Consider the following 26,048-nt stretch of genomic DNA (forward strand, 5'->3'; position numbering starts at 1 on the left):
CTTTCTTTGCTGGGATAGTAGGATGTATGCAGCAGATTGTACGTGAACATCAGGCCTATCCGCCGAAAATCGTTGCGTCCGTCACCTCATGGGAGCTATGGAAAACGCTGAAAGGAAAAGATTTAACAGACCTGTGCGATTTAGTGGAACTGCGTGTGGACGCCCTTCCCCCGGAACTCGCGACGGAGCAGGTCATGGAATTCCGGCCGGAGATGCCCCTGCTGATCACCGTGCGCTGCCATGAGGAAGGAGGACTGCGCCGCATGCCGGAAGAAGAGCGCTTTGCCCTGCTCCGGGCCTATATGCCGTACGCCGCCGCCATGGACATTGAAATCAGCGCCATGCGCCACGCCAGGGAACTGATTATGGAAGCGCGTGAACGGAACGTCACCGTCATTGGCTCCACCCATGATTTCCAAATTACTCCGGGCGTGGACTACCTGCGCGAACAGGAGAAAAAGGCGCGCGCCTACAAGGCGGATATCGTCAAATTCGCATTCACGCCCTGCCTCGCCTCGGACATCCAGACAGGAGTGCAGCTTTTCACCAAGCCCAAGGGACCGATCGCCGTCATGGGAATGGGCCCCATGGGTCCCGTCTCCCGCCTGCTTTACGCTCAACTGGGTTCCTGCCTGGTGTACGGCTACCTGGGAGAAGAGGAAACGGCCCCCGGGCAATGGCACGTCTCTCTCATTAAGGAAACCCTCCGCCGCCTCGGCCCCATCCTCCGCTGATTACGGAGAACTTCCCGCACATGAATATCATTACTTCCGCCTTTCTGGCGGCACGCCCCAAGACGCTGACCGCCTCCCTGATTCCGGTATGGGCAGGGTGCATGGTGGTGCAGAAACTGACCGGCAGCTGGAACGCGCCCCTGGCCTTTTTGACGCTGGCTTCCTGCCTGTGCCTTCAGATTGCCTGCAATTTTTTCAATGACGCCATTGACCATGCCAAGCACGCCGATACGGAACGGCGGACCGGCCCCGTGCGCATGACGGCCAGCGGAGCCCTCTCCCATGGAACAGTCATGCTCATCGGCTTCTTCTTCCTGCTGGGAGCGTGTCTGCTGGCCTTTCCCCTCATCGAACTGCGCGGCTGGCCCATTCTCGCCATCGGCATCCCGTCCCTCTACTTCACCTATGGATACACGGGAGGGCCGTGGCCGCTGGCCTACAAAGGCCTGGGGGAAATCTTCGTCATCCTCTTCTTTGGACTGGTTGCCGTACTGGGAACCATTCTGGTGCAGATAGGCACGGCGCCCGTCGTTCCCGGCACGCTGGTGGAATCGCTTGCGGTATACAATGCCGGCATCGTAACGGGTATTCAATGCGGCCTCCTGTGCGCCGTCATGATATCCGTCAACAATATCCGCGACAGAAAGGAAGACCTCACCACGGGCAAGCACACGCTGGCCGTGCGGCTGGGGGAAGGAAAGGCGCGCGCCATGGCCCAGTCCTTCATCCTGGCCGCCTACATCACGCTGCCTACATCCAGCCGGGCTCTTCACCTGAACCTGTCCCACACATGGTGGATGTGGATACCCTCCATTCTCTTCGGCGGGTATCTGATGCTCCTTATCCGCAAAACGCCTGCGGACAGCCGCATGAACAAGGTGCTGGCCCTCTCCTCCCTCCATCTGCTCCTGTATCTGGCTACCTACACAATTCTTCCCACACGCTGAAAAACTCTTTCCCCCGCCAGCGTAGTAACATACGTTCACCATGAATCCGCTTTCATTCATTCCCGCTTTCCTTATTCTCCCCGTCCTCTTCTCCTGCACCCAAAAAAGCAATCTGGAAATCGCCACCGGAAAAGTGACGACCATCAAGCTGGGCAACGTGGTCCGCATCAAGGAAATCAACGTCCTTACCTCCACGGATGACGGCACCTTTGCCAACATGGCCGGAACGGCGGCGGAAGCCATGACTCCCGGCATCATCGGCATGGGGACCTCAAAACTGGCGTCCGCCACAGGCTCCATCGTGGACGGCAGGGTGGAAGCCGTCAAAATGATCCGCGTTCGCGTCAAGCTCAAGGATACGAACGAACTCGTGGAAGTGCAACAGGAAGTAACGCCCAACTTTACCCTGAAAATAGGCCAGGAAGTCGTCATTACCCAGGGAAGCACGCCCGGCAATGTCTGGCCCGATTAACGGATATGAACCACGACGCGGCACCAGCCCCGCCGCACCGGGGCCTCCTGATTAAAAGCGCGGGCCTCCTGGTGGCCGTCTCCCCCCTCTGCGCATGGCCCCTTCGGGATATCCTCCCTTCCGCCGCGTTGCTGGCCCCCCTGTTTCTCGCCTCCGTATTCGCGGGAACGGCATGGGCCATGAAAAAAAACATCCATGAAACATTCCTGCCGGTACTTCCGGCGGTACGGGTTACCCTGGCCGCAGGGATGGCCTTCACAGCCGTCATCCTGTTTTCCCAGGCGGCTTTTATCTGGCTTCCCCTGATACTGGCAGGAACGGCAGCCATACCGCACGCATGGCTCATTCCTCTGGGGCATCTGAATCTTCTGGTCATCCTGTGCTCCCTTCTCCTGCTGACCCTGGCGGCGTCTTATGCATGCCTGCTCTGCATCGGCAAGAAAAGCCCGACCGGCTGCTGAAAAAACGTAGGCGCCGGCTTGAATCCAGCCTTTCCCGGCGGAAACAACGCAACCCACCCTATACGGTGAAAATCCCTCAGCTCTCCCGCATCAGCCGGAACACGTCTTCCGGCCGCATCCCGGCGGCACGCATCTCCTGAAGGCTCAGGCTCCTGTCCCTCTTGGCAAGCCTCTTGCCGGAAGCGTCCTTCACCAGCCGGTGATGATACCACTGCGGAACAGGAAGCCCCAGCAGGGCCTGAAGCGTCCGGTGGATGCCCGTCACAGGGAATAAGTCCTCACCACGGCTTACATGGGTGACACCCTGGGCAGCGTCGTCCACAACCACGGCAAGATGATAGCTGGCGGCGCAGTCCTTGCGGCCCAGAATCACATCCCCCAACTCTTCCGGGCGGCAGACCTGATCTCCGAACCGCATGTCCCGCCACGGCAGGGGACCGGTAATCCGCGCCGCCGCACGGCAATCCAGCCGCCAGGAAAAAGGTTTGCCGGATTTGAGAAGCTCCTTCCTGCGCCCCTTGTCAAGCATCCGGCAAGTTCCCGGATATACGTCCACGCAGCCCCCCTGCGGCGCCCCGCCCATGGCGGCCACCTCCTCCGCAATCTCCCGGCGCGTGCAGAAACAGGGATACAGCACGCCCCAATCCTTCAACGTCTGAAGGGCGTGTTCATAAGCGCTGAAGCGTGAAGACTGAACCATCATGGGACCGTCAAAGCGGATGCCCAGCCAGTCCAGATCGTTCAATATGCCCTGAACGAACTCCGGACGGCATCGCGTCTGGTCAATATCTTCCATCCTCAGCACGCACTTCCCGGAAAAACGGTCCGCCAGGGAACGGGCCTCCCATGCAGCCAGAGCATGCCCCAGATGGAGATTGCCTGTAGGGCTGGGAGCAAACCTTGTTATGATGGGGGAATCCATGCGGCGCACCAACAATAAAAAAGCGCAGAAACCTTTTCAAACCCTTTCCGGGAAATTATTGCGGCTTGACAGACAGAGGCCGGGAAAGTAGGAGAGTTGGACCCTTTCCCCACACCTTCAACTTTCAAGCCATGCTTTCTCTTCTCAACATCAACTCCGCCTCCGTCATAGGCTGGCTGGAATCAGCGGTCGCCCAGCAATGGATTGTCGGCATTCTGCTGGTCCTGTTATTTATCTGCTTCATCAAGGAATGGATGCCCGTGGAAATTACGGCCCTGACAGGCACCGCCGTCCTCATGCTTACGGGGATTCTGAACACGCGGGATGTGCTGTCCAGCTTTGCCAACAGCGGGCCGCTGACCGTAGTGTGCATGTTCATTCTGAGCGCTTCCCTGGAAAGAACAGGATTGATAGGAGACCTTTCCAAACTGTTCAACAAGGTAGCCAAGGGAAGGGAACTGACTGCCCTGCTGGTCATCACGCTGGGAGCGTTCATGGTTTCCCCCTTCGTCAACAACACTCCGGTGGTCGTCATCCTGATGCCCATCGTGCTGGCCTTCTGCAGAGACCATAACATCGCGGCCTCCAAACTGCTCATCCCCCTCTCCTACGCCACCATTCTGGGGGGAACCTGCTCCGTGGTCGGGACATCCACCAACGTGGTCGTTCTCGGCCAGGTGCAGAAACTGGGTTATGACGGCATCCAGATGTTCACGGTAACGCCCATGGGCCTGATTTATGCGGCGGCGGGTCTGCTCTACCTCTGGACAATCGGCCGCAAATGGCTTCCATCCCGCCCCACCTTGTCCACCATGCTTCCGGGCGGCATCCAGCGCGATTTCCTGCTCCAGGTCAGGATTCCCGCGGATTCCCCCCACATCGGCACCACCCCCATCAACCTGATGCAATCCGAACTGCTGGGCACCAAAATCGTGGAAGTGCGCCGCAGGGGATTTTCCATGCAAGAGGAACTGCAGCACATCAACCTGGAAGAAGGAGACCGCATTCTTTTCCTGTGCAACGCCAGAAAAGTCAACCAGGTGCGGGAAGCCAAAGGCGTGGACCTGGGCTGGGACGACAGCCGCGGGCTGGAAACGCTGGAACAGCGCGACGTGCAAATCGTGGAAGGCATGATCGCCAATAATTCCGAATTCTCCGGACTCTCCCTGTCCGAACTCAAGCTGCGCCAGCGATTCAACATCTTCGTGCTCGCTATCCACAGGCAGGGCAAAAACATCACGGACATGGGGCCGAATACCAAGCTGGCGGCAGGGGACACGCTTCTTCTGGAAGGACCGCAGGAAGGGATGAACCGCATCCTGACCAAGCAGCGCATCATCCCCCTGAGCCAGCGCCCCGCGGAAGCGCACAACCGCAGTAAACAGGGCTGGGCCATCCTGGCTATGGGGCTGTTCATTTTTATCGGCCTGCTGGGGTCCTTTGAGCAATACGGGGAATTCTTCAAATTCTTCGCTCGTTTCAACCCTTTCTATCTCGCATTCATCGGAGCTCTCATCGTCATCATCTCCGGCTGCATCAAGCCGAAGGAAGCCTACCAGGCGGTGGACTGGGGCATTATTTTCCTGATCCTGGGCATGCTGTGCGTGGGGGAAGCCATGAGCAAAACCGGGCTTGCCAAAGCCATCGCGTTCGGCGTAGTGGATAACATAGGCCCGTTGGGGTGCCTGGTCGCCATCTCCGGTCTGTATCTGCTCTGCTCCATTCTGACGGAGATGATCTCCAACAATGCCGTAGCCGCCGTCATGGGGCCGCTGGCTTATGAAATGGCCCTGCAATTCGACGCCAACCCCGTTCCCTTCATTCTGGCCGTCATGTTTGGCGCCAGCGCCAGTTTCTCCACCCCTATCGGCTACCAGACCAACACTTACGTGTACAATGCGGGCGGCTACAAATTTAAGGACTTCGTCAAAGTGGGGCTTCCCCTCAATCTGCTCCTCTGGGTTATTTTCACCTGCGCTATCGGCTGGCTGTATCCGTTCAAGTAAAAAACACTCCCTGGCCAACGGAAAAGGAACCAAAGCTTCCGGCTGAATTTGCGCAACGGATACAAGGAAGCGGGACAGCATCTGACCTACCGGGGCGCCTCATTCGAGGCGCTTCGCCTGGAGGATCATTTCAGCATTGAATTATTCAAAAAGCTGATGAATACCCTGCCCGTCAAGAATTCCGGCCCACCTTTCTTCACGCAAGCTTAAGCGGAGGAAAGGAAATCGCATATCATCCGGATATGGGAAGAGAGCCAATTCCAAATGTTTCGGAACCGGAGAGCCATTCCGGATGCCATGAGACTGGGAGAAAAACGCAGTTCCCCCAGTAAAAACGCAAAACCTTAGTCCCGCATCAGCCCCACCCGCATGGACTGGCATTTGAGCAGGGCGCAAAAGGAAGCATAATCCGCCTCGCGGTCAGCAGAAACCAGGCAGTACTGGTACTGCGGCAGGCAGGCGTCTTCCTGTTCCGCATTGCGAAGGCGCAGGGCGATGGTTTCCGCTCCATCCGTCTGCCGGCCGCAAAGGCGGTTTTTAAGCTCTTCCTGCGGCACGTAAATGTAAACGTCCGCGTAACAAAGGGGAAGAATTCCCTCATGGCAGGAACGGACTTGCCCGGCCCCCTGCACGTCGATATCCATCACCACGTTTTTCCCCTGTTCCAGAAGATTCAAAATATCCGCTTTCAGCGTGCCGTAGCGATTGCCGTGCACCTCCGCGTATTCCAGAAAATCCCCCCGCTCCACCCTGGCGTCAAATTCGGATGAAGTCAGGAAATGGTAATCCACCCCATTGACTTCCCCCGGCCTGGGCTGGCGCGTCGTGCAGGAAATACTGTACACGCACAGACCGTTTTCCGTCGCGCGGCGGCACAATGTCGTCTTCCCGGAACCGGAAGGTCCGGATACCACCAGCAACGTTCCCAATGGCTGTTTCATGGCTGTCATTCGATGTTCTGAACTTGTTCCCTGATTTTTTCCAGCTCCGTCTTGGCGGCCACAACCAGATGAGCCAGCGTGGAATCGTTCGCCTTGGAGCCGATGGTGTTGAATTCCCGGAAGATTTCCTGGCAGAGGAAATCCAGAGGCCTGCCCGCGGGAGCGGAGGAACCGCACAAAGTACGGAACTGGTCAAAATGGGAGGAGAGACGGGTAATCTCCTCGGAAATATCGCACTTGTCCGCAAACAGGGCTACTTCCCGGATGATGCGCTCATCATCCGCGGAAACGGACAGGTCGGCATCCGCCAGGCGCTTAAGCATGGCCTCCCGGAGCCTGACAGGAACGGAAGGTGCATGTTCCGCAATACGGAGGCGGAATTGTTCCAGGACATCCAGCTTGCCAAGAACGTCCGCTTTCAGGTTGGCGCCTTCCGCCGCGCGCATGGAGATAAAATCCTCCAGGGCGGCTTTAAGAGCCTTTTCCACCACTGGCCACGCTTCTTCAGGAGAAAGGGGCGCTTCCGCCGCGGTAGTAACGATATCCAGCCTCAGCAGGTCGGACGCCTGGAGGGGCAGCGGTTGACCTGTCAGGCCAGACGCACGGTTCAACAGCTCCGCCAGGGAAGCCAGTTTTTTCTCATCAAGCTGGAGGGAGCCGTCCGCTTCCTCCAGACGCTCCACGGAAATGGAGACGCCTACGCGGCCGCGGGAAACGGCCCCCTGCACGATGGGGCGCACGGAGGCGTCCCATTCCGCACAGCCGCGCGGCACGTTGACGGCGATTTCCGTTTGTTTGCGGTTAACGCCTGATATTTCAACAAGAATATTGTAACGGTCTGTCTGGGCAGCGGCTCTGCCGAAGCCGGTCATGCTGTTCATGGATACGGGTCAGGTTTGGATTAAGAACGGGAGTAGGCCTTGCGCACTTCATCCGCCACGATGGAAAGCCCCTTGCGCAGGAGTTCTTCCGTCTGGGTAAAGCTGATGCGGATGCATTCATGACGGTGCGGCCAAGGTTCCCCCTCCTCCGGAAGGGCGAAGAAAAAGTGATGGCCGGGATTTACAAAACAGCCCCGGGACTTGCACCGTTCGTAGAGCTCCTGGCACGTGATGGGCAACCCCTCAAACCACAGCCACAGGAACATGGCGCCCTCACTCTTATGAACGCGCCAGGGGATGGAGTCTCCGAAGAGTTCCGGCAGCAGGGACAGGGCGAATTCCGCCCGGCCGCGGTAAAACGGCGTAAGGGTCTCACGGCAGACTCTATCCAGAGTGCCGTCTTCCAGGTAAGGCGTCACCAGAGCCTGGCCCAGATTGTTCGGACACAGGGAGGATGTGGTCACCATGCTCACTACGGCACGAATGATATCCGGGCGAGCAATGACAATGCCAGTGCGCGTGCCGGGCAACCCGATCTTGGACAGGCTCATGGTCAGAATCATGTTTTCATCCCAGGCCGGGGTTACGGGCACAAAACAAATATTGGGCAGCGGAGGTCCGTAAGCATTGTCGATCATCAGGGGAACCCCGGCGCGGGAAGTCATTTCCCGCAGAAGCCCCAATTCTTCATCCGTCACCACGTTCCCGGTGGGATTCGTAGGCCGGGACATGCAGACGGCGGCCGTTTCCGGACGTATGTCCAGACGGTCAAAATCAATCACATACTTGAACGTGTGCTCGTCCAGCATGCGTATGCCGGGCCGGATGCCCCGGAACATGACGCCGCCGCACAGGGATTGGGACTGGTATCCCACATAATCCGGGCACAGGGGAAAAAGGATTTCACGCATAGCGCCGTCCGGGCACGGACCCGCCAACATGTTAAACAGGGTAAAGCAGGCCATCTGGCCGCCCTGAGTGATTGCCACATTTTCCGGCGTCAGGTTCCATCCGCAACGTTCATTGAGGAAATGCACCAGCGCACGGATGAAAGCGGGATCCCCGCCAGGATGGGCATAATGGCCCACCAGCACGTCAAATTTTCCATTCCGCACCAGTTCCTCCATGCTGCGGCGCCAAAGTTCCGTCACCTCAGGAATAACGGCGGGGCTCCCGCCGTTCAACTGGCACAGGCCTGCGTCTCCCGAATGAAGGGCCTTAAACAAATCCTCCATCAAATCATCAATACCCGTTCTGGCCGTCAGATGGCCTCCGATCTCCGATAATTGCATCATGCCGCAGGCATTGTAGCCGCATACGCGTTTTATGCGAGAAAAATCATTGTCCCGCAGGGCGCATGAACGGTTTGACTTTCCCCTCCGTTAATGTTCATAATCCCAGGCATGTTCAACATCGTGCGATTCACCAGGCGTACCTGTCCGGCTCTGGCCCTCACGCTGGCCCTTACTTCGTGCGACAGCAGTACGAATGAAGCTCTGACCTCCTTCCTGACGGGAAATTCATCCCAGGAACACCAGCAGCTCCAGGCCCAGCTCCAGCAGATGAAAAACGCTCTGGCCCAGACGGAACAGGAAATAAGCCAGGCGGAATCCCACGACGCCCGCGTAAATTACAATCTTCAGAAAAGACTTTCCAACCCGGGAAAAATCACGACGCCCTTCACGGTGAAGGATATAGACATCCTGCCTTCCAAACGCCGCGACTTCGAGCACCTGTGCTTTGACATTGAAGACATGCGCAAAACGCTGGCGCAGCGCAAGCAGGAATTCCACGCCCTGCAATACCAATATAACGCGTATGCGGCCAAACTGGCCGAATTCAAACAGACCCACCCGGTAGATTAACATCCATTCCTGCGCATTCCATGACCGACGCCCCCGCCCCCAGCCAGCCGTCCGGCGAAACCCTTCCCCCCGCTGAAGACGAAACCCGCTTTGCTCCCAAGGAAAACGGAGGGGAACACAAGGAAGAAAACCCTGCCCCCGCCATCAAAAAACGTTTGAAAACACCTCTGGACGTCATCTCGGAACACGCTGTGGAAGAAGAATCCGCCCGGCAGGAGGATTCCGAACGGAAAGCCAGGGGAGACGCTCTTTTCTGGAACCTCTGCCTGGGTCTGTTCGCCCTTATCGTCATCAGCGCCGGCTACATTGTTTATGAGAAATTTTCCCAGCTTCCGGATCCGGTCAAAGACTCGCGGGAAGCTTTGGAAGCCAATCATGCCCAGCTTCTGAAAAAGCAGGAACAGCTCAGGGAAATACGGAACAGGACCGCGCCCAAGGAACAGCTTCTCAGCCTTCTGGATATCTTTGAACACACGGCGTCCGACCTGGAAGAGACTCAAAAGTCCATTGAAAAAGAGAAAATGCGTGTGGCCGGCATCCGGGGGGAAATCCGCTCCTACTTCGAACGCTACCGCCAACACGCCAGAGCCAAGGCGCGCGGCCGCAAGTTTGACATTCTGAAGACATCCCATTCCGGCAAAACTTACTTGAATGTGGAAATCACCCGCGTGGAAAATGAATTCGTGCGCATTATGCACGAACAGGGAAGCACCTCCATTCCTGCCGGAGATCTTCCTGACGACATCCGGGAAATGCTGGCCTACGGCGATCCGCTGAATATTACGGCCATGAACCAGACGGACGCCTCCCTCAAGGCTCCCGTCATCCGCAAGGCGTCCTCGCCAGTCCCGGCGGCAGCCCCCGCGCCCCAGCCCACTAAAAAGAAAGTGGTGGTGGAAGATCTGGAGCCGCCTGCCGGAAAACCGAAAATTGAAACGCCCACCCACACGGGGGATTCCGGCAACCCCTCTTCCGGAAACATGTGGGTTCCCCCCGCCCACTCTCCGCTTCCTCCCATGCAATAATGAACTCCCGCCATGAAAAAAATCATATATCCCCTTGCGGCCATATTCCTAGCCTGGGGTGCCGGCGCCTCCGAAACATGGTGCGCGAACCCCGCGGAAGCCATGCAGAAAGCTGCCGCGCAGAATAAGGGAGTGATGCTGGAATTCACCGGTTCCGACTGGTGCGGAGCCTGCATCATGCAGAAAAAACAGGCTCTTGCCCTTCCCGAGATTCAGACAGCCATCTCCCGTTCCTTTATTCCCGTGGAGCTGGACTACCCGCGTAAAAAACAGCAGGACGCACAAACAAAGTCTTCTCTGGAAAACTATAAAAAATCCTACGGCATCACCGGATTCCCCACGCTGGTGTTTGCGGACGCCCATGGGCGCCCCGTCCACACCGTCACAGGTTACGCCAATCCTGACCAGGTTATGCAGGATACGAAAAAAGCGGAGGAAGCGCTCAACACGCAGCAGGCCCTGACGGACAAGCTGGAGAAAAAACTCACTGACCGGCAGCGGCGGGACACGCTGGTCCAGTTGCTGAAAACGGTTCCCCAATCCAGCATCCGCACTTTCTACAAGCCGGCTCTGGCAGAACTGGAAAAACTGGACCCGCAGGACGCTTCAGGAATTCTTTCCGAACTGAACAGGAACAATCTGCTCCATGCCCAGATATTGGAATGGGCCGATACGTTCCGCCGGAAAAACGTTCACATTCTGGCGGAACAAAATCCTGATGAAGCGCTTTCCATCATGGACAGTTACTTGAAAAAGAACGGGCTTCTTCCGGAAGTCAAACAAGCCGTTCTTATGCAAAAAGTGAACCTGCTCATGCAGCAAAACAGGGTCAATGAATTGGAACGGCTTCTCCAAGAAGGCGCTGCGCTCCTTCCGGAAAGTTTTGAAGGAAAAGCGTTCAGCAGGCTTCTGGACAAGCTGCCTGAAATCAAAAAGGAACGGGGCCACCTGAAGCCGGGGGAAGAACCACCCCTGCCCCCCGGCGCTATCAGGGCCGTGAAAATGATTGTTCCCCCGGCATCCGCGAAATAAAACAACCCTCTCTTTACTGTCAGGGGCATCCCTGCCCGGCAGATGCACGCATGGACCTTTCCGCCAATCACATTCTCGTTGTCTTCCTGCTCACCACACTGGCAGGTCTCGCCACCGGCATAGGAGGCTTCATCGCCTTCTTCATGAAAAGGACGGACACGAAGGCACTTACTTTCGTTCTGGGATTATCCGGCGGAGTCATGGTATATATCTCCCTGGTGGAGCTGCTGGGAGAAGCCCAGCACAGGTTGATGGAGTTCGAAGGCCATACGGCAGGCTCCTGGATTGCCATTGCTTCCTTCTTCGGAGGAATTGCCGTGGCGGCTCTCATTGACTATCTGGTTCCGGAAGACGAAAACCCGCACGAAGCGCGCGGCCCGGAAGATATCCATGGACAAGCCAGCGGTGAATTTTCCTCCTCCCGAATTAAAAGGTCCGGAATTCTGTTCGCCCTGGCTATCGGCATCCACAATTTTCCGGAAGGAATCGCCACTTTTGCCGCCGGATTGGACTCCCTGACCTTGGGCACCTCCATCGCCCTGGCCGTAGCCGTCCATAACATTCCGGAAGGAATCGCCGTGGCGGTACCTCTTTACTACGGTACGGGCAGCCGTAAAAAGGCCCTCTGTTATTCCTTCCTCTCCGGCCTGGCGGAACCGATGGGAGCAGCCATCGCCATGTTCTTCCTGTTCCACTTCCTCACACCTACCGTACTCGCGGTTCTCTTCGCCTCCGTTGCAGGCATCATGGTCTTCATCTCCTTTGACGAACTGCTGCCCATGGCGGAACGCTGGGGACACCATCACATTTCCATCATGGGCATCATCGCCGGAATGCTGCTGATGGCCATTGTCCTGATCTAAACCTGTTTCAGGAGAAAAATTTCCGTGTCCTGGGCGCAGGCGCATTGAGCATTCCCCGGCATCAGGGAGTCTAAACGGAACCCCCCTTTTTATCCATGCCGGAATCTCCTGCTTCTCCTGCTTCTCCTGCCGTTTCTCCAGTTTCCACGCAGGCATCTTCCTTTTCTTCCCCCCTCTCCTGCTGGAAAAAAGGTTTTCTTCATTATGCGAATTTTCGGGGCTGCGCTTCCCGGGCGGAATTCTGGTGGTTCATGGCTCTTCCCCTTCTGGCGCTGATTCCAGCCCTGGCGGGGTATATCCTGACGGACTGGCTGCACATTCCGGATACAAGATTGAGCATCTACGGAGACGCTTTAACCATCCTCCTGTGGGCGGTGTTGCTCATCCCAAGCATCTCAGCCGCGTTCAGGCGCCTGCATGATACAGGCAGGAGCGGGCTCTGGCTTCTTACCCTTTTTATTCCCTTCGGACTGGGACACCTGACCTTTTTTTATCTGACGCTGGGAGAAAGAAAGGCGGACGGCAACAAATACAGCCGCCGTCCGGAGCCCCAACCGGCTGATTCCCCTGCCGGAGAATTGAAAGGACAGCCGCTGACCCCGTTTTACCTTTACTGGCTCATCAGCCTGAGAAAACTGAATACGGTGGCAGGACGCGCGTCCCGGTCGGAATTCTGGTCTTTTTTCCTCCTCTCCATCCTCCTGTTCCTGCCGCTGGGCTACAGCATGGTAGATGTTGACAGCCATCCGACGGGTTTCTACACCTCTCCTGCCCTCCAAATCCTGTTGTATGCCGCCCATCCGCAAGATGCTCTGATCCTGCTGGCTCATTCCTGCTTCAATCCCACCTTTTACTTCTTCTATCAATCCGGAGAGCTGAGCATGCTTTCCCTGGAGCTTCTGGCGGCTGTGGCGGGGCTCAATATTCTCTTCAATCTGCCGGTCGCCGTGCGCCGCCTGCATGACAGCAATCTGAGCGGAAAATTCATCCTGATTCCCATTCTTATTTTCATCGTCACTTTCCTGCTGATTTTCCTGCTGCGCCTGGTCCCGGAAGATATGGCGCCCTACCTGAACTACCTGGGAATGGTGTCCAGCCTGATGGATTTGCTTTCCATCCTCTTCCTGTCCATGATGCTTCTTAAAAGCTCTCCAGGCCCCAATGAATACGGCGCGCTTCCACAAAAAATAACCGTATCCTGATTCCAGGATACGGTTGAAAGACAAGCAAAGCCCCACCGGGTAACAATCAGTTTTCCTCGTGACGCAACCGGAGAACGTCAGTCCCCAAAGCATACGCCCAAATCGCGAGCCGTGCGCACCAGCTGGCAATCGGGGTCTACCCGTTTCAAGGTTTTCACGGCTTCCTCAATGGGTACGGCAGTCATCTGCGTCCCGCGGAGGGCAACCATGCAGCTGAACTGGCGCTTTTCCACCAGTTCCACAGCATAACTGCCGAACCGGGCTCCCAGAATCCGGTCATAGGAACAGGGAGAACCGCCGCGCTGGATATGGCCCAGCACGCAGGAGCGAGTTTCAATCCCAGTGGCTTCTTCCAGTTTTTTGGAAACCACCTTGCCGATGCCTCCCAGGCGCACTTCCCCCTGGGTCTTTTCATCCAGCAATACCAGTTCGTCCGCCAGACGGGCTCCTTCAGACACCACTACCAGGATTTCCCGCTGTCCGGCAGCCTTGCGCGCCTTGATGCATTCCACCACGTTTTCAAGGGAAAAAGGAATTTCCGGCAGAAGAATAACATCCGCACTTCCTGCGATGCCGCCTTCCAAAGCAATCCAGCCCGCATGCCGCCCCATCACTTCCACCACCATCATGCGCTGGTGCGCGTTCGCGGTGGTTTCCAGACGGTCCAAAGATTCGGAAACAATGGAAACGGCGCTGTAGAAGCCGAAAGTGACATCGGTGGCGCCCAGGTCATTATCAATAGTTTTGGGCACTCCAACTACGGGAAGCCCTATCTCGGAAAGCAACAGGGCCGTGGACTGGGAGCCGTCTCCGCCCACGACGATCAAGGCATCCAGCCCCAGCCGGCGGACAGTGGCCTTTGTTTTTTCCAGCACTGCGGGTTCGATAGACCCCTTTTGGTCCACGCCCACCTTGATGGCAAAGTTGCCTTTGTTCACGGTTCCCAGAATGGTGCCCCCCTTGGCGCGCAATCCGCGGCAGGCGACAGGGGTCAGCCATTCAAACCGTTCATCCCCTTCCTCGGACAAAAGCCCTTCAAAACCGTCGTAAAAGCCCACAACGTTCCAGCCGCGACGGGAAGCCGCGCCCACAACACCTTCAATAACTGCATTCAATCCGGGGGAGTCGCCCCCGCTATTCAAAACACCGATGTTCATATTAGACGGCTCTTATAGCAAAAAATTCCGTTCCCGTCTACTTCCTATCTCCTTTGTGAAGCAGATTTCATAGGAAGCTGGACAAATTCCTTGGGATCCTTCATGTCCATGCCGGAAGCCTGCCAGTTTTCCCAAACGCGCCAGCCGGTATTCATCATTTCCCTGGCGAGGGAATAGCGGTTTGCAGAACCAAGAACCGCAATAATCATGCGTTGCGGATAAATCACTTCCGTCCCCGTTTGAGGGCTGCGGCGGGAAATCGCGTTGCGCGTCACGCTGAGCAACAGGCAGGAGCCGGCGGCGCGGGAGGTGCCCGCCTTGATGCCGTCCACACCGGAAGCGCTCATGAGTTTGTTGTTGTTGGAAATATCATACATCGTCCTGCCCTTGGTCTGGGACTGCACTTCAATGCGTCGGCTCGCCTGGGAAACAATGTAGCAAAAAGCCGGGTTTTGCATGCTGTAAACGCCCAACAGGGCCATATCCAGCGCGCAGGAAGTGGAAACGGAGTTTCCGGCGTCCAGCCCGTGGGGAGCGGTAAAGTGCGTTTTGGACATCCTCAACGAACGGGCCAGATTGTTCATTTCCCCCACGAAAGCGGCAATGGGGGCGCCCCCGCCCCGGCGGGACACCAGGTCCCGACCGACAAAGGAGGCAATAGTCAGGGCGGACACATTGTCCGAGCCCAGCAGGGTGGAATACAAAGCGTCCCGGAGCGTCAGGCGGTCTCCCGGCTGAAGATCCATGGGATTGCCCGCACGGAGACCAAAAGCTTCCTGGGGCACGGCAATGAAAGTGTCCAGCGGCAACCGCGTACGGGCCACCCAGTCCAAAGTCACCATGGCTGTGGCTACCTGGGAAAGACTGGCCACGGGTCTTTTTGCTTCTGCGTTGGAGCTGAAAAGAAGCTTGCCGGAATTGGCCTCAATGGCAATGTAACTGGGCCGTTCCTGCGCCTGGGCGGAAAACTGGAATACACAGGCCAGGGTCAAAAAGAATAGAGATAGCTTTTTCATGGCGGGACCGGCGGGATAGTGCCCATTCCCTCCTCATTTGAAAAGTCTAAAATATTTTCCGTACAACACTTATATGTCATGACACGGAAAAACGCATTGACCTTTGGGGCTCCGTCCTATTTGTTGTGGGAAGAGTCTTCCCGAACGGAAGCGTTCCTGACATACCCAGCGCCATGACCAGCATTCAGCTTTTTTACAGCCGGGACTGCCCGGGAGACATCCTGCGCGCCAATACCCTCCAGGCGTTGGACCATCTGGGCATTAATGCGGAGATGCGAACCGCGGAAACCGTTCCGGAGCAGATTGGGGCGCCTCTGCCCGCACTCGCCATTGACGGGAAAATCGTCGTTTCCGGCGTGGAGCCTTCCGTGCGCGAGCTGGAACTCCTACTCAAAGACCACCTGCAGGAACGGGAAGAGGATTCCCCCTGCGGAGCGTGCGGCATGGGATGCAGCGGCATAAACGGCCCGGAAAACTGCCCCATGTGCGTACAGGACGGAAAGAACGGCAGCATGGCGGGCAGAATCATCGGTTTTGCCATCCTGCTCATGATCCTGTTCCTCGCGATGAAAATCCTGTCCTGAATATTCTCATGCCGGGGCGCCTCTTTTTGCGCGTCCATCCTCTTTCAGGAAATGAAGGTGTACGGCTGTTAACGGCGTTTGCCAGCCCACGCAGGCGGTCTTGATAATTTCTTGAATTCCCCTTTCCTCCGGCACACAGTAGAGGCATGCGCTCCTTCTTCGGTTCCATTCTCCTGATTCTGGTGCTGGCGGCCCTCGGCGTCACCATTTATTATCACTGGTCCACCAACTCCCACCTGGAATTCGAACTCCGCAACCCTGACGAGCCGGAAAAAACGATACAGGTCATCAACATGGAGAAACGGGCGGCAGCCCTGCAGGCTGTTCCGGAGGAAAAAACTCCTGTTTCCCCCGCGGAAGAAATTCCCGCTACCGGAATGCCGGAAGCCACGGAATTGTAATCACGCCCCTTTCCGAATCATGAAACCGGTCATTGGATACACGCTGGGCGACCAGTCGGGCATAGGCCCGGAAGTCATTTCCGCCGCGCTTGCTTCCGGAGAACTCCCGGAAGGCGCGGAATACCGCCTCATCGGCAAGAGAGAGAATCTTCCCCTGGGCAGGCCTAACGCGGAATCCGCCAAACACGCCTTCGACCATCTGGAACAGGCGGCCCATGCCCTGCGGGAAGGAACGGTGGACGCTGTCGTCACCGCCCCCGTCTGCAAGGAAACCCTGCATGAGGCAGGCTTCCGCTGGCCGGGGCAGACGGAATTCTTTGCAGAACGCCTGGAAACGAACAATTACGCCATGTGCCTGACCGGAAAACGGTTGACGGTGGGGCTGGCAACCATCCACACCTCCCTCCAAAGCGTGCCGTCCCTGCTGAAAACAGAGGAACTGGTCCGCATCGGAACCCTGCTGAAAGACTTCTGCATCCGCAAGGGAATCATGCGCCCGCGTATCGCCCTGGCAGCCCTGAACCCCCACGCCGGGGAACACGGCGCTTTCGGCGATGAAGACGAAGCCATCATTGCCCCGGCCGTGGAACGACTGAGGAGGATCAATACGGATGCCGCATTTGACGGGCCTTCCGTCCCGGACTGCGTGTACCGGGATGCCGTGGAAGGGAACTATGACGCCGTGCTGGCCCCTTACCATGACCAGGGATTGATTCCTCTGAAGCTGGTGGACTTCCATACTGCCGTCAACGTCACCCTGGGCCTGCCCCGCCCCCGGCTGAGCCCGGACCACGGAACCGCCTTCAACCTGGCGGGCGCCGGAAAGGCCAATCCGTCCAGCACCATCCACGCTTTCCAGCTGGCCGTACAGATGGCGCAGACGCGTTAACGTTTTTCTTCTTTCCGGAGCTCTTCCCGCCACACCCTGCGCAAGGCAAAGCTGTTCCGGAGGGGAACAAAGCCCTTCAGCCCGTGGCAGCAACCGCTCCAGCGGATCTGCCTCCCGCCAGTTCCTCCCTTTTTTTGCAGGAAAAGGAATCCTTTACCGGGGAAAAGATCATATCCTAAGTTGCGGCGTCCACTCTTTTCCGTACGGCACCCGCCAAGCGAACGCTGGAATCGTCTCTCCTACAGCAAAGGCCGCCGGCAGGAAACGCCATGCAGAACAATTCTTCTGTGACTCAGAGAGGGTAAAACGCAGGAAACGGCATGTTCCCGGAAACAAGGTAAAAAATAGGCTTGCTTTCTGAAGGCAATCATTGCACCTTACTTGCCCGCAAGGTGCGCACCGTTCGCACGACACATTTTTAATTATCACAAGACCATGAGAAATTACGAAGCTCTTATCGTATTCAACATGAAGGGTACGGAAACTCCCGTTGAAGAGTTGATCAGCACCGTAGCCGCCGCGATGAAGGAAGAAGGCGCCGACATCACCGCCACGGAAAACGCCGGCCGCCGCGAATTCGCCTACGAATCCAACCACCTTTCCGCCGGGCAGTATGTGACCTACACGTTCTCTGCGGAACCTTCCGCCATCAGGCCCATCCGCGAACGCCTTCGCCTGAATCCCCAGATTCACCTTCAGTATTACAAGGTGCTCGGCTAAATCAGGCCCATGCGGACGAAGTTTCCGCTCCTTGCTTTTTTACCAAAAGGACCGCTCCCGTGAAGGGGCGGTTCTTTTTTTCTTATGAACTGCCCTCCCTTCCCCTCTGAAGGCAAAGCACCCTGCTCAACAAATATTCCCCGCCTCTAAAGCAATATTGATCAGGAACCGGCAATAAGAGACTAATCGGCCGCTCTTCGAGAATCACGCTTCATTTGATTCATCGTCCCTCCTGCCCCCTTCTGTCAGAAAAAAGAGCCGGCAACCTGTGAGCCGGCAATTTCCGCCTTACAGGGAAATAAAGTTTTCCAGCAGTTTCACGCCCAGTTTCTGGCTCTTTTCCGGATGAAACTGGGTGGCGACCAGATTGCCGCATCTGACAGCGGCCGCAAAACGCACGCCGTAGGTGCAGAAAGCGGCAATCAGGGATTCATCCTCCGGCTGAGGATAATAGGAATGCACGAAATAAAAGTACGGTTCCTGCCCCATGCCTTTCCAGATGGGATCGGCGGGATCGGCTAGAGCCACGCTGTTCCAACCCATGTGAGGCACCTTGAGTTCCGATTCCGAAAACCGGACCACGCGCCCCTTGAGGATTCCCAGTCCGGGGACCTGTTCGTCTTCCTCCCCGCTTTCAAAAAGGACCTGATAGCCCACGCAAATGCCCAGAAAAGGCCTGTCCCGCTCTATCCACTCCCGAACCAGGGGCACCAGATTCTGGCGGCGCAGCTTTTCCGCACAGTCGCCGAAGGCGCCCACGCCTGGAAGAACCAAATGGGTTACGCCCGCCGCATCTTCCGGCGTACGCACCAGGTGACCGGTCACACCGGCGGCCTCAAAGGTGTTCAGCACACTGCGGAGATTGCCCGCACCGTAATCAATCACTCCAAGTTTCATGTATTTTACAGCATTCCCTTGGTTGAAGGCAGCGTCCCTGCGGCCCGGGGATCAATCGCCGCAGCCTGCCGCAACGCATGCGCGATGCCCTTGAAGACAGATTCCGCAATGTGGTGGCCATCCCTGCCGTAAAGCACTTCCACATGCAGGTTGCAACGCAGGTTATTGGCCAGCGCGCGGCAGAATTCCTCGCAAAGGGTCAGCGGAAAGTTGGGAGCATCCGGCAAACCGCCTTCCGGAATACGGAAAGCAACATACGGGCGGTTGCTCAAATCCATCACCACGCGCGTAAGAGTTTCATCCATGGGCAGGTAGGAACAGCCGTAGCGGACAATGCCCTTTTTGTCCCCCAGCGCATTTTTAAGGCATTCCCCCAAAACGATTCCCACATCCTCCACCGTGTGGTGGGCGTCCACTTCCAGGTCTCCGCGGGCCTGAAGGGTCAGGTCCATCAGGGAATGGCGGGCCAGTAAGTCCAGCATGTGGTCAAAAAACGCATGCCCCGTTGCGACGGCGGCGCATCCCGTGCCGTCCAGGTTCAGTTCCATGCTGATGTCCGTTTCACCTGTGACCCGTTTGCAAGAAGCGTTCCTCATGCAGCACTTCTATACTGAAGACGCGGCGGAAGAAAGCAGGAAATATCGCATGGGAAAAGATTTGCCCTCTTCTTCCCGCAAAAAACCACGCAGACCGTCAAAGGAACACGCCTCCGACCCCGCTCCGACAGAAAAATTTCAGGAATCTTTAACAACGAATTGCGCAAAACCGACGGACGGCAAGCCTGACGGACAGGATGGAATCAACCCATACTTGATCCATCCCATCCGCAAACGCTATTTCCGACATGTTTCCCTGGAGCGTTTTCTCCGGAAAACGGCAGAATTATTTCTTTTGGGCCTTGGCCGCCTCGTCTCTTTCCTTCTGGCGCTTCTTATCCCGGTCTTCACGGGCTTTGCGCGCCGCTTCCGCACGTTCGGCACGTTCACGGGCACGCTGTTCCCGCAATCCCACGCGCACCGTTTCCGTCAGTTCCTCATAGTATTCCCTGGGAACCCGGGCGGTCCGGAGCTCCGTCAGAACCTCCATAGCCTCGTCAAATTTTTTCTCGTCACACAGATTCCAGGCCTTTTCCAGCGCAGCGGAACCGGCTCCGTTTTCCGGGTCCTGTTTTTTTAAGCGTTCCGCATCCGTAGCGGCTACCAGTTTAAGGTCTCTCATGGCTTCCAAAGAACCTGCCGTAGGTTCAAACCACCGGTCCCCGCGTTCCTTGACCTTCTTGCGCAAAGCACGGTACACTTCCGTGAGCTGGTTTTCACGTTCCCGGATGGCAGTCTGCCTTTTCTGGAAAGCATCCATCAGCTCCTGACGCTGTTCCTTTGTCAATTTGGGATTTCCGCGGCGCTTCTCTTCCTCTTTTCTCAGGGCTTCTCGTTCCTTCTCCAGGGACTTTTCCTTGGCGGCGATCATGACCTCCAGCTTACGGTTGAGCTGTCCGGCAATTCTGGCGGCATCCGGATAGGCATCCGCCAGAGCGGCGGAACCGGGATAACCGTCGCGCAAGCGGTCATACACGGCCATGGCCCGGTATGGATTGCGCACGGCAAGCGCCTTGAAACGCTTCAGCAATTTGTTGGCTTCATGATCGTATTTGGTGCGCACGGTCACTTCCGCCTCCTCCCTGGCATCCTGAGCAGCCTGTGCTTCCTCCGTCAATTTCTTCTCTTCCAGCAAAACCACTACTCTGGCCCTTGCCTTGACGGCGGCGTCATGGGCGAGCCCCTGGGGATTCTTTTTAATAGTCTTGTCCAGGTCCGCCAAGGCTTTTTCCAAATCCCCGGCATTCATGGTTTCCGGTTTGGCATATGTTTTGCCGATTCGGGCAGCTTCCAGTTCATCCGGAGTCGCCTTCCTGATGGATTCAATCAAATCCCTCTTCACGATCACGGACTCCTTGATCCCACCGGACACGGGAACCAGGAGGCTGACGCTTTCCGGCGTTTCCACTTCTACCGTGCAATTTTTGTAAACGGTTCCATCCTTGAGTTTTACTTCATCTGCAGCTGCAAGCGGAACGAATGCGGCCAACACCAATATGAGGGACTTGTTCATAAATCTAAGGCTTTTCCAGATTGATCAGACAAATACGTATCCTGCACTTTATCAAAAGACGCCCTGTTGGCGACAAAAAAAAGCCCGGAGCCGCAAAAACGGCTCCGGACCCGGAAAAGAAGAAACAGTATGTATCAAACTTATTTCTCGGCAGCAGCTTCTTCAGCAGCCGGAGCCGCTTCCTCACCGGAAACACGGGGAGCTTCCACAATAGCGACGATCACATCGCCGGCCAGTTCCGTAGTTACGCCGGAGGGGAGCTTGAGATCGGCAATGCGCAGGCTTTCACCCAGCTTCAAACCGGAGACGTCAGCGTTAATGGCTTCCGGCAGATCCTTCACCTGGCAGATAATTGCCAGTTCATGAATGGTCTGGTCCAGAACGCCGCCCAAAGCCACGCCGGCAGAATCGCCTTCCAGAATGACGGGAACAATGGAATGGATGACCGTGGTGTCGGTCACAGCCTGGAAGTCCACATGCAGACAGGCGTTGGTGATGGGGTTGTGCTGCACTTCCTTAAGGAGAACCTTCACGATTTTGCCGTTGATATCCAGGGCCACGAGGATGTGTTCGGAAACGGCGGAAGCCAGCATGCGGGCAAATTCACGGGCGTCAACCTGGATATTGACGTTGTCAAAACCGGGACCGTAAACCACGCCGGGAACCAGGCCCTGGCTGCGGAGTTGCTTCAGATTACCGGAGCCGCAGGCTCTCGTTTCGGCCTTGAGGGAATGGGATGTAGCCATGTTTTATAGAGGCAATATTGAGTGTTGATTGATGATGTTTCCTAATCGGGTTCAGGCAGAGGCCCCGCCGGGATTTCCGAACCCGCGTAAACCGGTACTCAGGTCAGGGCGCAGGACTCTGCACTAAAATTGTCTAAATGTCAAATAATGATGATACGGATTCTCCGTCATGTATGCGCTGCACGGCATGACCCAGCAGATCTCCCACGCTGACACAGTCCACCTTGGGGCCATAAGCCATGGGAACAGTGTCGGAGGTAAGAACGCGTTCAATGCAGGAACCGGAAATCCGTTCGCGGGCCATGTCCCCCAGCACGCCGTGGGAAACGCAGGCGAACACGCGCTGGGCTCCCCGTTCCTTCAGGATATTGGCGGCAGCGCACAGAGTGCCGGCGGTTTCCGTCATGTCGTCAATCAGGACGGCATCGCGACCTTCCACGTCACCAATGACATTCATGGCTTCCACATGGGTGGCGTTGACGCGGTGCTTGGCAACAATGGCCAATTCCGCACCCAGCGCGTCAGAGTACGCGCGAGCCATTTTCACGCCGCCCACATCCGGGGAGACGACGACCAGTTTCTTGAGGTCTTTAACATAATGTTCGCGCAGGTGACGGATTAAAACGGGGGCGGCGTACAGGTGATCCACCGGAATATCAAAGAATCCCTGGATCTGGGCGGCATGGAGATCCATGGTCAGCACGCGGTCCACTCCGGCGGCCGTCAGCAGATTGGCCACCAGCTTGGCGGTAATGGGAACGCGGGGCTGGTCCTTACGGTCCTGGCGGGCATACCCGAAGAAGGGAACAACAGCCGTGATGCGTCCGGCACTGGCGCGGCGGGCGGCATCTACCATCACGCACAATTCCATGATATTATGGTTCGTGGGCGGGCAGGTGGGCTGAATGAGGAAAACATCCTTGCCCCGGATGTTTTCATTTATCTTTACAAAACTTTCCCCATCAGGGAAAGTATTCACCGTAACGTTCGTCAACTGAATGCCTACGCTTTGCGCAATGCGCTCCGCAAGTTCTCTGTGTGCTGTACCGCTGATAATCTTCATACCGGAAACTGAAAAGCGGACGCATTCTGAACACAGGTCCGCATAATCGCAATACTTAATTCTCACAATTTAATTTTTCTCCATGATGGATTCCCCCGTTCCTGACGGCAAAGAGAGATTTCTGACCGCCCCCATGATCGCCTCCCTGGCCGTGAGCACACTGCTGCTGGCGCTGACTTATCTGGCATTCCCGGAATTCGGTTCATCCGGAAATGAAACCAGCATCCAGTGGCTCATTTCCTCCTGGAACAAGCAAACGGATTATGAACACGGCTGGCTGGTGGTTCCTATCATCGCCTTCATGCTGTACCATGCCAGAAAGAAAATTGCCCAGGCTCCCAGACGCATGGACTGGCGCGGCCTGATTCTTTTCATCCCGGCGATCATGCTTCTGATGCTTTCTTTCCGCGTGGGGCAGCCCCGCGTGGCCGTAGGCGCTCTTCCCCTGATTTTACTGGGCGGGGCCTGGTATCTGGCCGGACCGCAAACCGCCAGGCTGTGCGCTTTCCCTCTGCTCTTTTTCTGGCTGTGCATCCCCCTGCCCTCCTTCCAGCAGGCTACGGTAGGGCTGCAAATCATCGCGACGGAGCTGGGGCATTGGGGAGCAACCGTCTTCGGGGTAGATACCTATCTGCAGGGCACCAATATCCGCTCTACCGGCGGACACTGGGACGCTTTCAATATTGCAGGAGGGTGCAGCGGCATGCGCTCCCTGATGGCGCTGCTCATGCTGTCCGCGGCCTGGGCCTACCTGTCCGACCTGAAATTCTGGAAAAAATGTGTGCTCTTCCTCAGCGCGATTCCCCTGGCTGTCATCGGCAACGGTGTCCGCATCACCAGTATCGTGGTGATGGCGGAATACGGAGATCCCGAGTTTGCGTCAAAAACCTGGCATGACTGGTCCGGCCTGCTGTTTTTCTTCCCCATCAGCCTTTTCGGCCTGGCGGCCGTCCACTCCCTGCTGGCCGGGGAGCTGATATGGAAGCCGTCACAACGAAAGAAACTGGTTGTCAAAATGAACAAGTCCCATTAAGCGTTCCCGCCGCCATGAACATTAAAACGCTCAAAATTCTCATCATCCCTTTCCTGATGGCCGTCATGCTCGGCGGCACTTACCTGATGCCCCGCAAGGGGGAGGTGCAGGACTCCTCCATCAGCATGGATCTCCCCACAGGCATGAATCCGTACGGCTGGCACGGCACGCGCCGTCAGGAATCTGAACAGGAACGGAGCCTCCTGGCCCCGGACACGGAATTTTCCAAAGCGGATTACGTGCAGGAACTTCCCATCAGCCTGGATGAGACGGAAACCGTACCCGTTCTGTGCCGCGTTTCCATCGTTAGATCCGGTCATGATTTAAACAACTCCATCCACCGTCCGGAACGCTGCCTTCCGGCCCAGGGCCACTTTAACCTGACGGGGACCACGGCGGATGTCCCCGTGGAAGGCCATGGAACCATCAGGATGACCAAGCTGAAATCCCAGCAGAACATCGCTCCGGACCATCCGCAACCTGTCATTCTGGACAGCATGCATTATTACGTATTTATCGGCCACCGCCACATGACGGAAGACCACTTGATCCGCACCCTGATGGATATGAAAGACAGGGTTCTGCACGGCATGGATCAACGCTGGTGCTATTTCCAGATTTCCACCACGTACGGGGACAAGATCAGGGTATCGGAAGAGAAAGCCCGGGAACAGACGGAACGCCTCATCAGCCAACTTCTCTCCCAACTGGTGAAGTGGGATGAATTGAAGCGGTAACACGACTCCGGCGGCTCAACCCGGAAGATTTCCTTCCAGCCAGGAGGAAGCGGCTTGAAACAGGCTGCACGCTTCTTCCCCGGGCGGCTCATAAAGCATGGGCGCAGGACGCCGGTGGGAATAAAGGCGGCCCTTCCGGTCACGCCGGAAGCCTGAAAAAGCCAGATTGGCATCAGCCCCGGAGCAATGCCCCCAGCGTCCGCCTATTCTGGGCACCGCGTCCATGAAGCCGCCTCCGTCCCGCAGGTAAGCGTTCCCCCACCATTCCACACAGGCCGGACGCACGCTCTTTTGCCGGCGCGCCACGGCGTCTATGGTCAGGAGGCAAAGCGGAGCAGCCTGAACCGCCTGGCTCCTGGCTACTTCCACCGCGCAGGAGCCTCCGTAACTGTGTCCTATCAACACGACAGGCAGGCAGGGATATCTCCTTCTCAATTCTTCCAGCTCCACCGCTATTTTTCCGCACCTGTCCAGAAACACGCCGCAGCCGCCTCCATCCCAGTGGTAATAAGCCGTTGCGTACGCCACACCCGGCAAAAAACCGGGAAATCCCTTCTCCACACGGCTCAGACAACCTGCCCAAATATCCCCGAAACCGCCGATGAACACAGCCAGATATTCGGGGACATTTTCGCGGGGAAACCGATTCAGCGTCCTTTGAAAATGCATGACGGCCTCATAATGGAGAAATCACGTCAATATCCAAGCCTGTAAGACGTTCTGGCTTGATAAAACCTGAAAACTGTCCAAATGTGGCGGTATGCAAGTAATCATTCACCAATGGGCCTTCAACGGAAGCTTTGACCAGCTTGCCTCCCTGCCCCGCCAGGAACTTGTCAACGACTGGTTCGGCTATGATGTGGAGCCAAGCGCGGAATTCGCCTTCGCCACGGACGGGGAATTTCTCTGGTTTCTGGCTTCCCGCAGCAAGGCAGCCACCATCCACCCGGAAGCCCGGCCCGGCCAGTTCCAGCCGGAATTATGGCGTTACGACCTGGCGGAATGGTTCATGGCCGCCGGAGACGGCACCAATTACTGGGAATTCAACCTTGCGCCCAACGGCGCATGGTGGGCCTGCGCCTTTTCCGACACCCGCCGCGCCAATGAAGACATTCCCGCTCCGCTGGCTGTGGATACCAAGTGCATTTTAACGGATGAAAGCTGGTGCGCCATGGCCCGGATTCCTCTGAACGAACTGCGCGGCGTGGACATCCGCGACTGCAAGCTGGCAGCCACGTTCATCCTGGATACTCCGGACCAGATTTTCCTGACTACGGCGGACGATCTTTCCGGCAATCCGGATTTCCACCGCCCGGACTGCTTCTGCACCCCCATTCTCAAATAA

At 56.8% G+C, this 26,048-nt stretch carries 29 protein-coding genes; 17 read left to right on the plus strand and 12 right to left on the minus strand.

Going from position 1 to position 26,048, the window contains the following annotated elements; genetic code table 11:
• Positions 1 to 26: 26 nt before the first annotated feature.
• The 4 genes from B3075_RS06990 to B3075_RS07005 are packed head-to-tail and all read left to right on the plus strand — an operon-like array spanning position 27 to position 2,614.
• Positions 27 to 734 (plus strand): type I 3-dehydroquinate dehydratase, encoded by a 708-nt coding sequence (locus tag B3075_RS06990; protein WP_094135292.1) that lies wholly within the window; start codon positions 27 to 29, stop codon positions 732 to 734.
• Positions 735 to 754: 20 nt separating this feature from the next.
• Positions 755 to 1,681 carry a 1,4-dihydroxy-2-naphthoate octaprenyltransferase gene (gene menA, locus B3075_RS06995; RefSeq protein ID WP_290489237.1) on the plus strand — a complete coding sequence of 309 codons (927 nt, stop codon included), beginning with the start codon at positions 755 to 757 and terminating at the stop codon, positions 1,679 to 1,681.
• Positions 1,682 to 1,721: 40 nt separating this feature from the next.
• A complete protein-coding gene (locus B3075_RS07000) occupies positions 1,722 to 2,153 on the plus strand; it encodes a hypothetical protein (protein ID WP_094135294.1) in 432 nt (143 codons plus the stop codon).
• A 5-nt stretch (positions 2,154 to 2,158) separates the two neighbouring features.
• The gene (locus B3075_RS07005) at positions 2,159 to 2,614 is read left to right on the plus strand and encodes a hypothetical protein (protein ID WP_290489234.1); all 456 of its coding nucleotides are present in this window, start codon (positions 2,159 to 2,161) and stop codon (positions 2,612 to 2,614) included.
• 76 nt (positions 2,615 to 2,690) lie between these two features.
• On the opposite strand, the gene gluQRS is transcribed toward B3075_RS07005, so the two are convergent.
• Complete coding sequence (gluQRS, locus tag B3075_RS07010; RefSeq protein WP_094135398.1) at positions 2,691 to 3,536, minus strand: tRNA glutamyl-Q(34) synthetase GluQRS; 846 nt, start codon at positions 3,534 to 3,536, stop codon at positions 2,691 to 2,693.
• A 131-nt stretch (positions 3,537 to 3,667) separates the two neighbouring features.
• Here gluQRS and B3075_RS07015 point away from each other — a divergent pair, with 131 nt between their 5' ends.
• Complete coding sequence (locus B3075_RS07015; protein WP_290489232.1) at positions 3,668 to 5,542, plus strand: SLC13 family permease; 1,875 nt, start codon at positions 3,668 to 3,670, stop codon at positions 5,540 to 5,542.
• A 344-nt stretch (positions 5,543 to 5,886) separates the two neighbouring features.
• Here the strand turns inward: B3075_RS07015 and gmk are convergent, their stop codons facing one another.
• Genes gmk through B3075_RS07030 form a run of 3 tightly spaced genes read right to left on the minus strand, consistent with a single transcriptional unit; the run spans position 5,887 to position 8,659 of the window.
• Complete coding sequence (gene gmk / locus B3075_RS07020) at positions 5,887 to 6,483, minus strand: guanylate kinase (protein ID WP_290489231.1); 597 nt, start codon at positions 6,481 to 6,483, stop codon at positions 5,887 to 5,889.
• 5 nt (positions 6,484 to 6,488) lie between these two features.
• Complete coding sequence (locus B3075_RS07025) at positions 6,489 to 7,364, minus strand: YicC/YloC family endoribonuclease (protein WP_290489229.1); 876 nt, start codon at positions 7,362 to 7,364, stop codon at positions 6,489 to 6,491.
• A 20-nt stretch (positions 7,365 to 7,384) separates the two neighbouring features.
• Positions 7,385 to 8,659 (minus strand): valine--pyruvate transaminase, encoded by a 1,275-nt coding sequence (locus tag B3075_RS07030; RefSeq protein WP_094135299.1) that lies wholly within the window; start codon positions 8,657 to 8,659, stop codon positions 7,385 to 7,387.
• Between the two features lie 108 nt (positions 8,660 to 8,767).
• Here B3075_RS07030 and B3075_RS07035 point away from each other — a divergent pair, with 108 nt between their 5' ends.
• The 5 genes from B3075_RS07035 to B3075_RS07055 all read left to right on the plus strand — a co-directional run bounded on the left by B3075_RS07035 (position 8,768) and on the right by B3075_RS07055 (position 13,351).
• Positions 8,768 to 9,229, plus strand: coding sequence for a hypothetical protein (locus tag B3075_RS07035; protein WP_143246909.1), 462 nt, complete (start codon positions 8,768 to 8,770; stop codon positions 9,227 to 9,229).
• A 20-nt stretch (positions 9,230 to 9,249) separates the two neighbouring features.
• A complete protein-coding gene (locus B3075_RS07040) occupies positions 9,250 to 10,254 on the plus strand; it encodes a hypothetical protein (protein WP_290489225.1) in 1,005 nt (334 codons plus the stop codon).
• Positions 10,255 to 10,266: 12 nt separating this feature from the next.
• A complete protein-coding gene (locus B3075_RS07045) occupies positions 10,267 to 11,286 on the plus strand; it encodes a thioredoxin family protein (RefSeq protein WP_290489223.1) in 1,020 nt (339 codons plus the stop codon).
• A 50-nt stretch (positions 11,287 to 11,336) separates the two neighbouring features.
• Entirely contained in the window at positions 11,337 to 12,149 is an 813-nt protein-coding gene (zupT, locus tag B3075_RS07050) for a zinc transporter ZupT (RefSeq protein WP_094135303.1), read from the plus strand.
• Positions 12,150 to 12,244: 95 nt separating this feature from the next.
• Entirely contained in the window at positions 12,245 to 13,351 is a 1,107-nt protein-coding gene (locus tag B3075_RS07055; protein WP_290489221.1) for a DUF805 domain-containing protein, read from the plus strand.
• A 77-nt stretch (positions 13,352 to 13,428) separates the two neighbouring features.
• Here B3075_RS07055 and B3075_RS07060 read toward each other — a convergent pair whose 3' ends face one another.
• Positions 13,429 to 14,508, minus strand: coding sequence for a 6-phosphofructokinase (locus B3075_RS07060; protein ID WP_094135305.1), 1,080 nt, complete (start codon positions 14,506 to 14,508; stop codon positions 13,429 to 13,431).
• 44 nt (positions 14,509 to 14,552) lie between these two features.
• A complete protein-coding gene (locus B3075_RS07065; protein WP_094135306.1) occupies positions 14,553 to 15,524 on the minus strand; it encodes a D-alanyl-D-alanine carboxypeptidase family protein in 972 nt (323 codons plus the stop codon).
• 173 nt (positions 15,525 to 15,697) lie between these two features.
• On the opposite strand from B3075_RS07065, the gene B3075_RS07070 reads away from it, so the two are divergent.
• The 4 genes from B3075_RS07070 (at position 15,698) to rpsF (ending at position 18,118) form a co-directional block, all read left to right on the plus strand.
• Positions 15,698 to 16,108 carry a thioredoxin family protein gene (locus B3075_RS07070; RefSeq protein WP_290489217.1) on the plus strand — a complete coding sequence of 137 codons (411 nt, stop codon included), beginning with the start codon at positions 15,698 to 15,700 and terminating at the stop codon, positions 16,106 to 16,108.
• A 146-nt stretch (positions 16,109 to 16,254) separates the two neighbouring features.
• Entirely contained in the window at positions 16,255 to 16,509 is a 255-nt protein-coding gene (locus B3075_RS07075) for a hypothetical protein (protein WP_290489215.1), read from the plus strand.
• A 19-nt stretch (positions 16,510 to 16,528) separates the two neighbouring features.
• Positions 16,529 to 17,398, plus strand: coding sequence for a 4-hydroxythreonine-4-phosphate dehydrogenase PdxA (gene pdxA, locus B3075_RS07080; RefSeq protein WP_290489213.1), 870 nt, complete (start codon positions 16,529 to 16,531; stop codon positions 17,396 to 17,398).
• A gap of 435 nt (positions 17,399 to 17,833) precedes the next feature.
• Positions 17,834 to 18,118, plus strand: coding sequence for a 30S ribosomal protein S6 (gene rpsF / locus B3075_RS07085; protein ID WP_012420513.1), 285 nt, complete (start codon positions 17,834 to 17,836; stop codon positions 18,116 to 18,118).
• Between the two features lie 288 nt (positions 18,119 to 18,406).
• On the opposite strand, the gene hisH is transcribed toward rpsF, so the two are convergent.
• The 5 genes from hisH to B3075_RS07110 all read right to left on the minus strand — a co-directional run bounded on the left by hisH (position 18,407) and on the right by B3075_RS07110 (position 22,933).
• Positions 18,407 to 19,015, minus strand: a complete 609-nt coding sequence (gene hisH / locus B3075_RS07090; RefSeq protein WP_290489211.1) for an imidazole glycerol phosphate synthase subunit HisH — start codon at positions 19,013 to 19,015, stop codon at positions 18,407 to 18,409.
• Positions 19,016 to 19,020: 5 nt separating this feature from the next.
• Positions 19,021 to 19,611: an imidazoleglycerol-phosphate dehydratase HisB gene (hisB, locus tag B3075_RS07095; RefSeq protein ID WP_094135311.1), complete on the minus strand. Its 591-nt coding sequence runs from the start codon at positions 19,609 to 19,611 to the stop codon at positions 19,021 to 19,023.
• Positions 19,612 to 19,897: 286 nt separating this feature from the next.
• Entirely contained in the window at positions 19,898 to 21,124 is a 1,227-nt protein-coding gene (locus B3075_RS07100) for a hypothetical protein (RefSeq protein WP_290489210.1), read from the minus strand.
• Positions 21,125 to 21,264: 140 nt separating this feature from the next.
• Entirely contained in the window at positions 21,265 to 21,870 is a 606-nt protein-coding gene (locus tag B3075_RS07105) for a 50S ribosomal protein L25 (RefSeq protein ID WP_290489208.1), read from the minus strand.
• 133 nt (positions 21,871 to 22,003) lie between these two features.
• Positions 22,004 to 22,933 (minus strand): ribose-phosphate diphosphokinase, encoded by a 930-nt coding sequence (locus tag B3075_RS07110; RefSeq protein WP_012420508.1) that lies wholly within the window; start codon positions 22,931 to 22,933, stop codon positions 22,004 to 22,006.
• Positions 22,934 to 23,015: 82 nt separating this feature from the next.
• On the opposite strand from B3075_RS07110, the gene B3075_RS07115 reads away from it, so the two are divergent.
• Both B3075_RS07115 and B3075_RS07120 read left to right on the plus strand, forming a co-directional pair.
• On the plus strand, positions 23,016 to 23,966 hold the full coding sequence (locus tag B3075_RS07115; protein ID WP_094135315.1) for an exosortase/archaeosortase family protein: 951 nt from the start codon (positions 23,016 to 23,018) through the stop codon (positions 23,964 to 23,966).
• Between the two features lie 14 nt (positions 23,967 to 23,980).
• Positions 23,981 to 24,703 (plus strand): EpsI family protein, encoded by a 723-nt coding sequence (locus tag B3075_RS07120; RefSeq protein ID WP_179218284.1) that lies wholly within the window; start codon positions 23,981 to 23,983, stop codon positions 24,701 to 24,703.
• A 15-nt stretch (positions 24,704 to 24,718) separates the two neighbouring features.
• On the opposite strand, the gene B3075_RS07125 is transcribed toward B3075_RS07120, so the two are convergent.
• Positions 24,719 to 25,372 carry a hypothetical protein gene (locus tag B3075_RS07125; RefSeq protein WP_290489203.1) on the minus strand — a complete coding sequence of 218 codons (654 nt, stop codon included), beginning with the start codon at positions 25,370 to 25,372 and terminating at the stop codon, positions 24,719 to 24,721.
• A gap of 91 nt (positions 25,373 to 25,463) precedes the next feature.
• Between B3075_RS07125 and B3075_RS07130 the strand changes: the two genes are divergently transcribed.
• Positions 25,464 to 26,048 (plus strand): DOMON-like domain-containing protein, encoded by a 585-nt coding sequence (locus B3075_RS07130; protein ID WP_094135318.1) that lies wholly within the window; start codon positions 25,464 to 25,466, stop codon positions 26,046 to 26,048.

This window comes from Akkermansia sp. UBA7090, from assembly GCF_002493465.1.
Lineage (GTDB): Bacteria > Verrucomicrobiota > Verrucomicrobiia > Verrucomicrobiales > Akkermansiaceae > Akkermansia > Akkermansia muciniphila_A.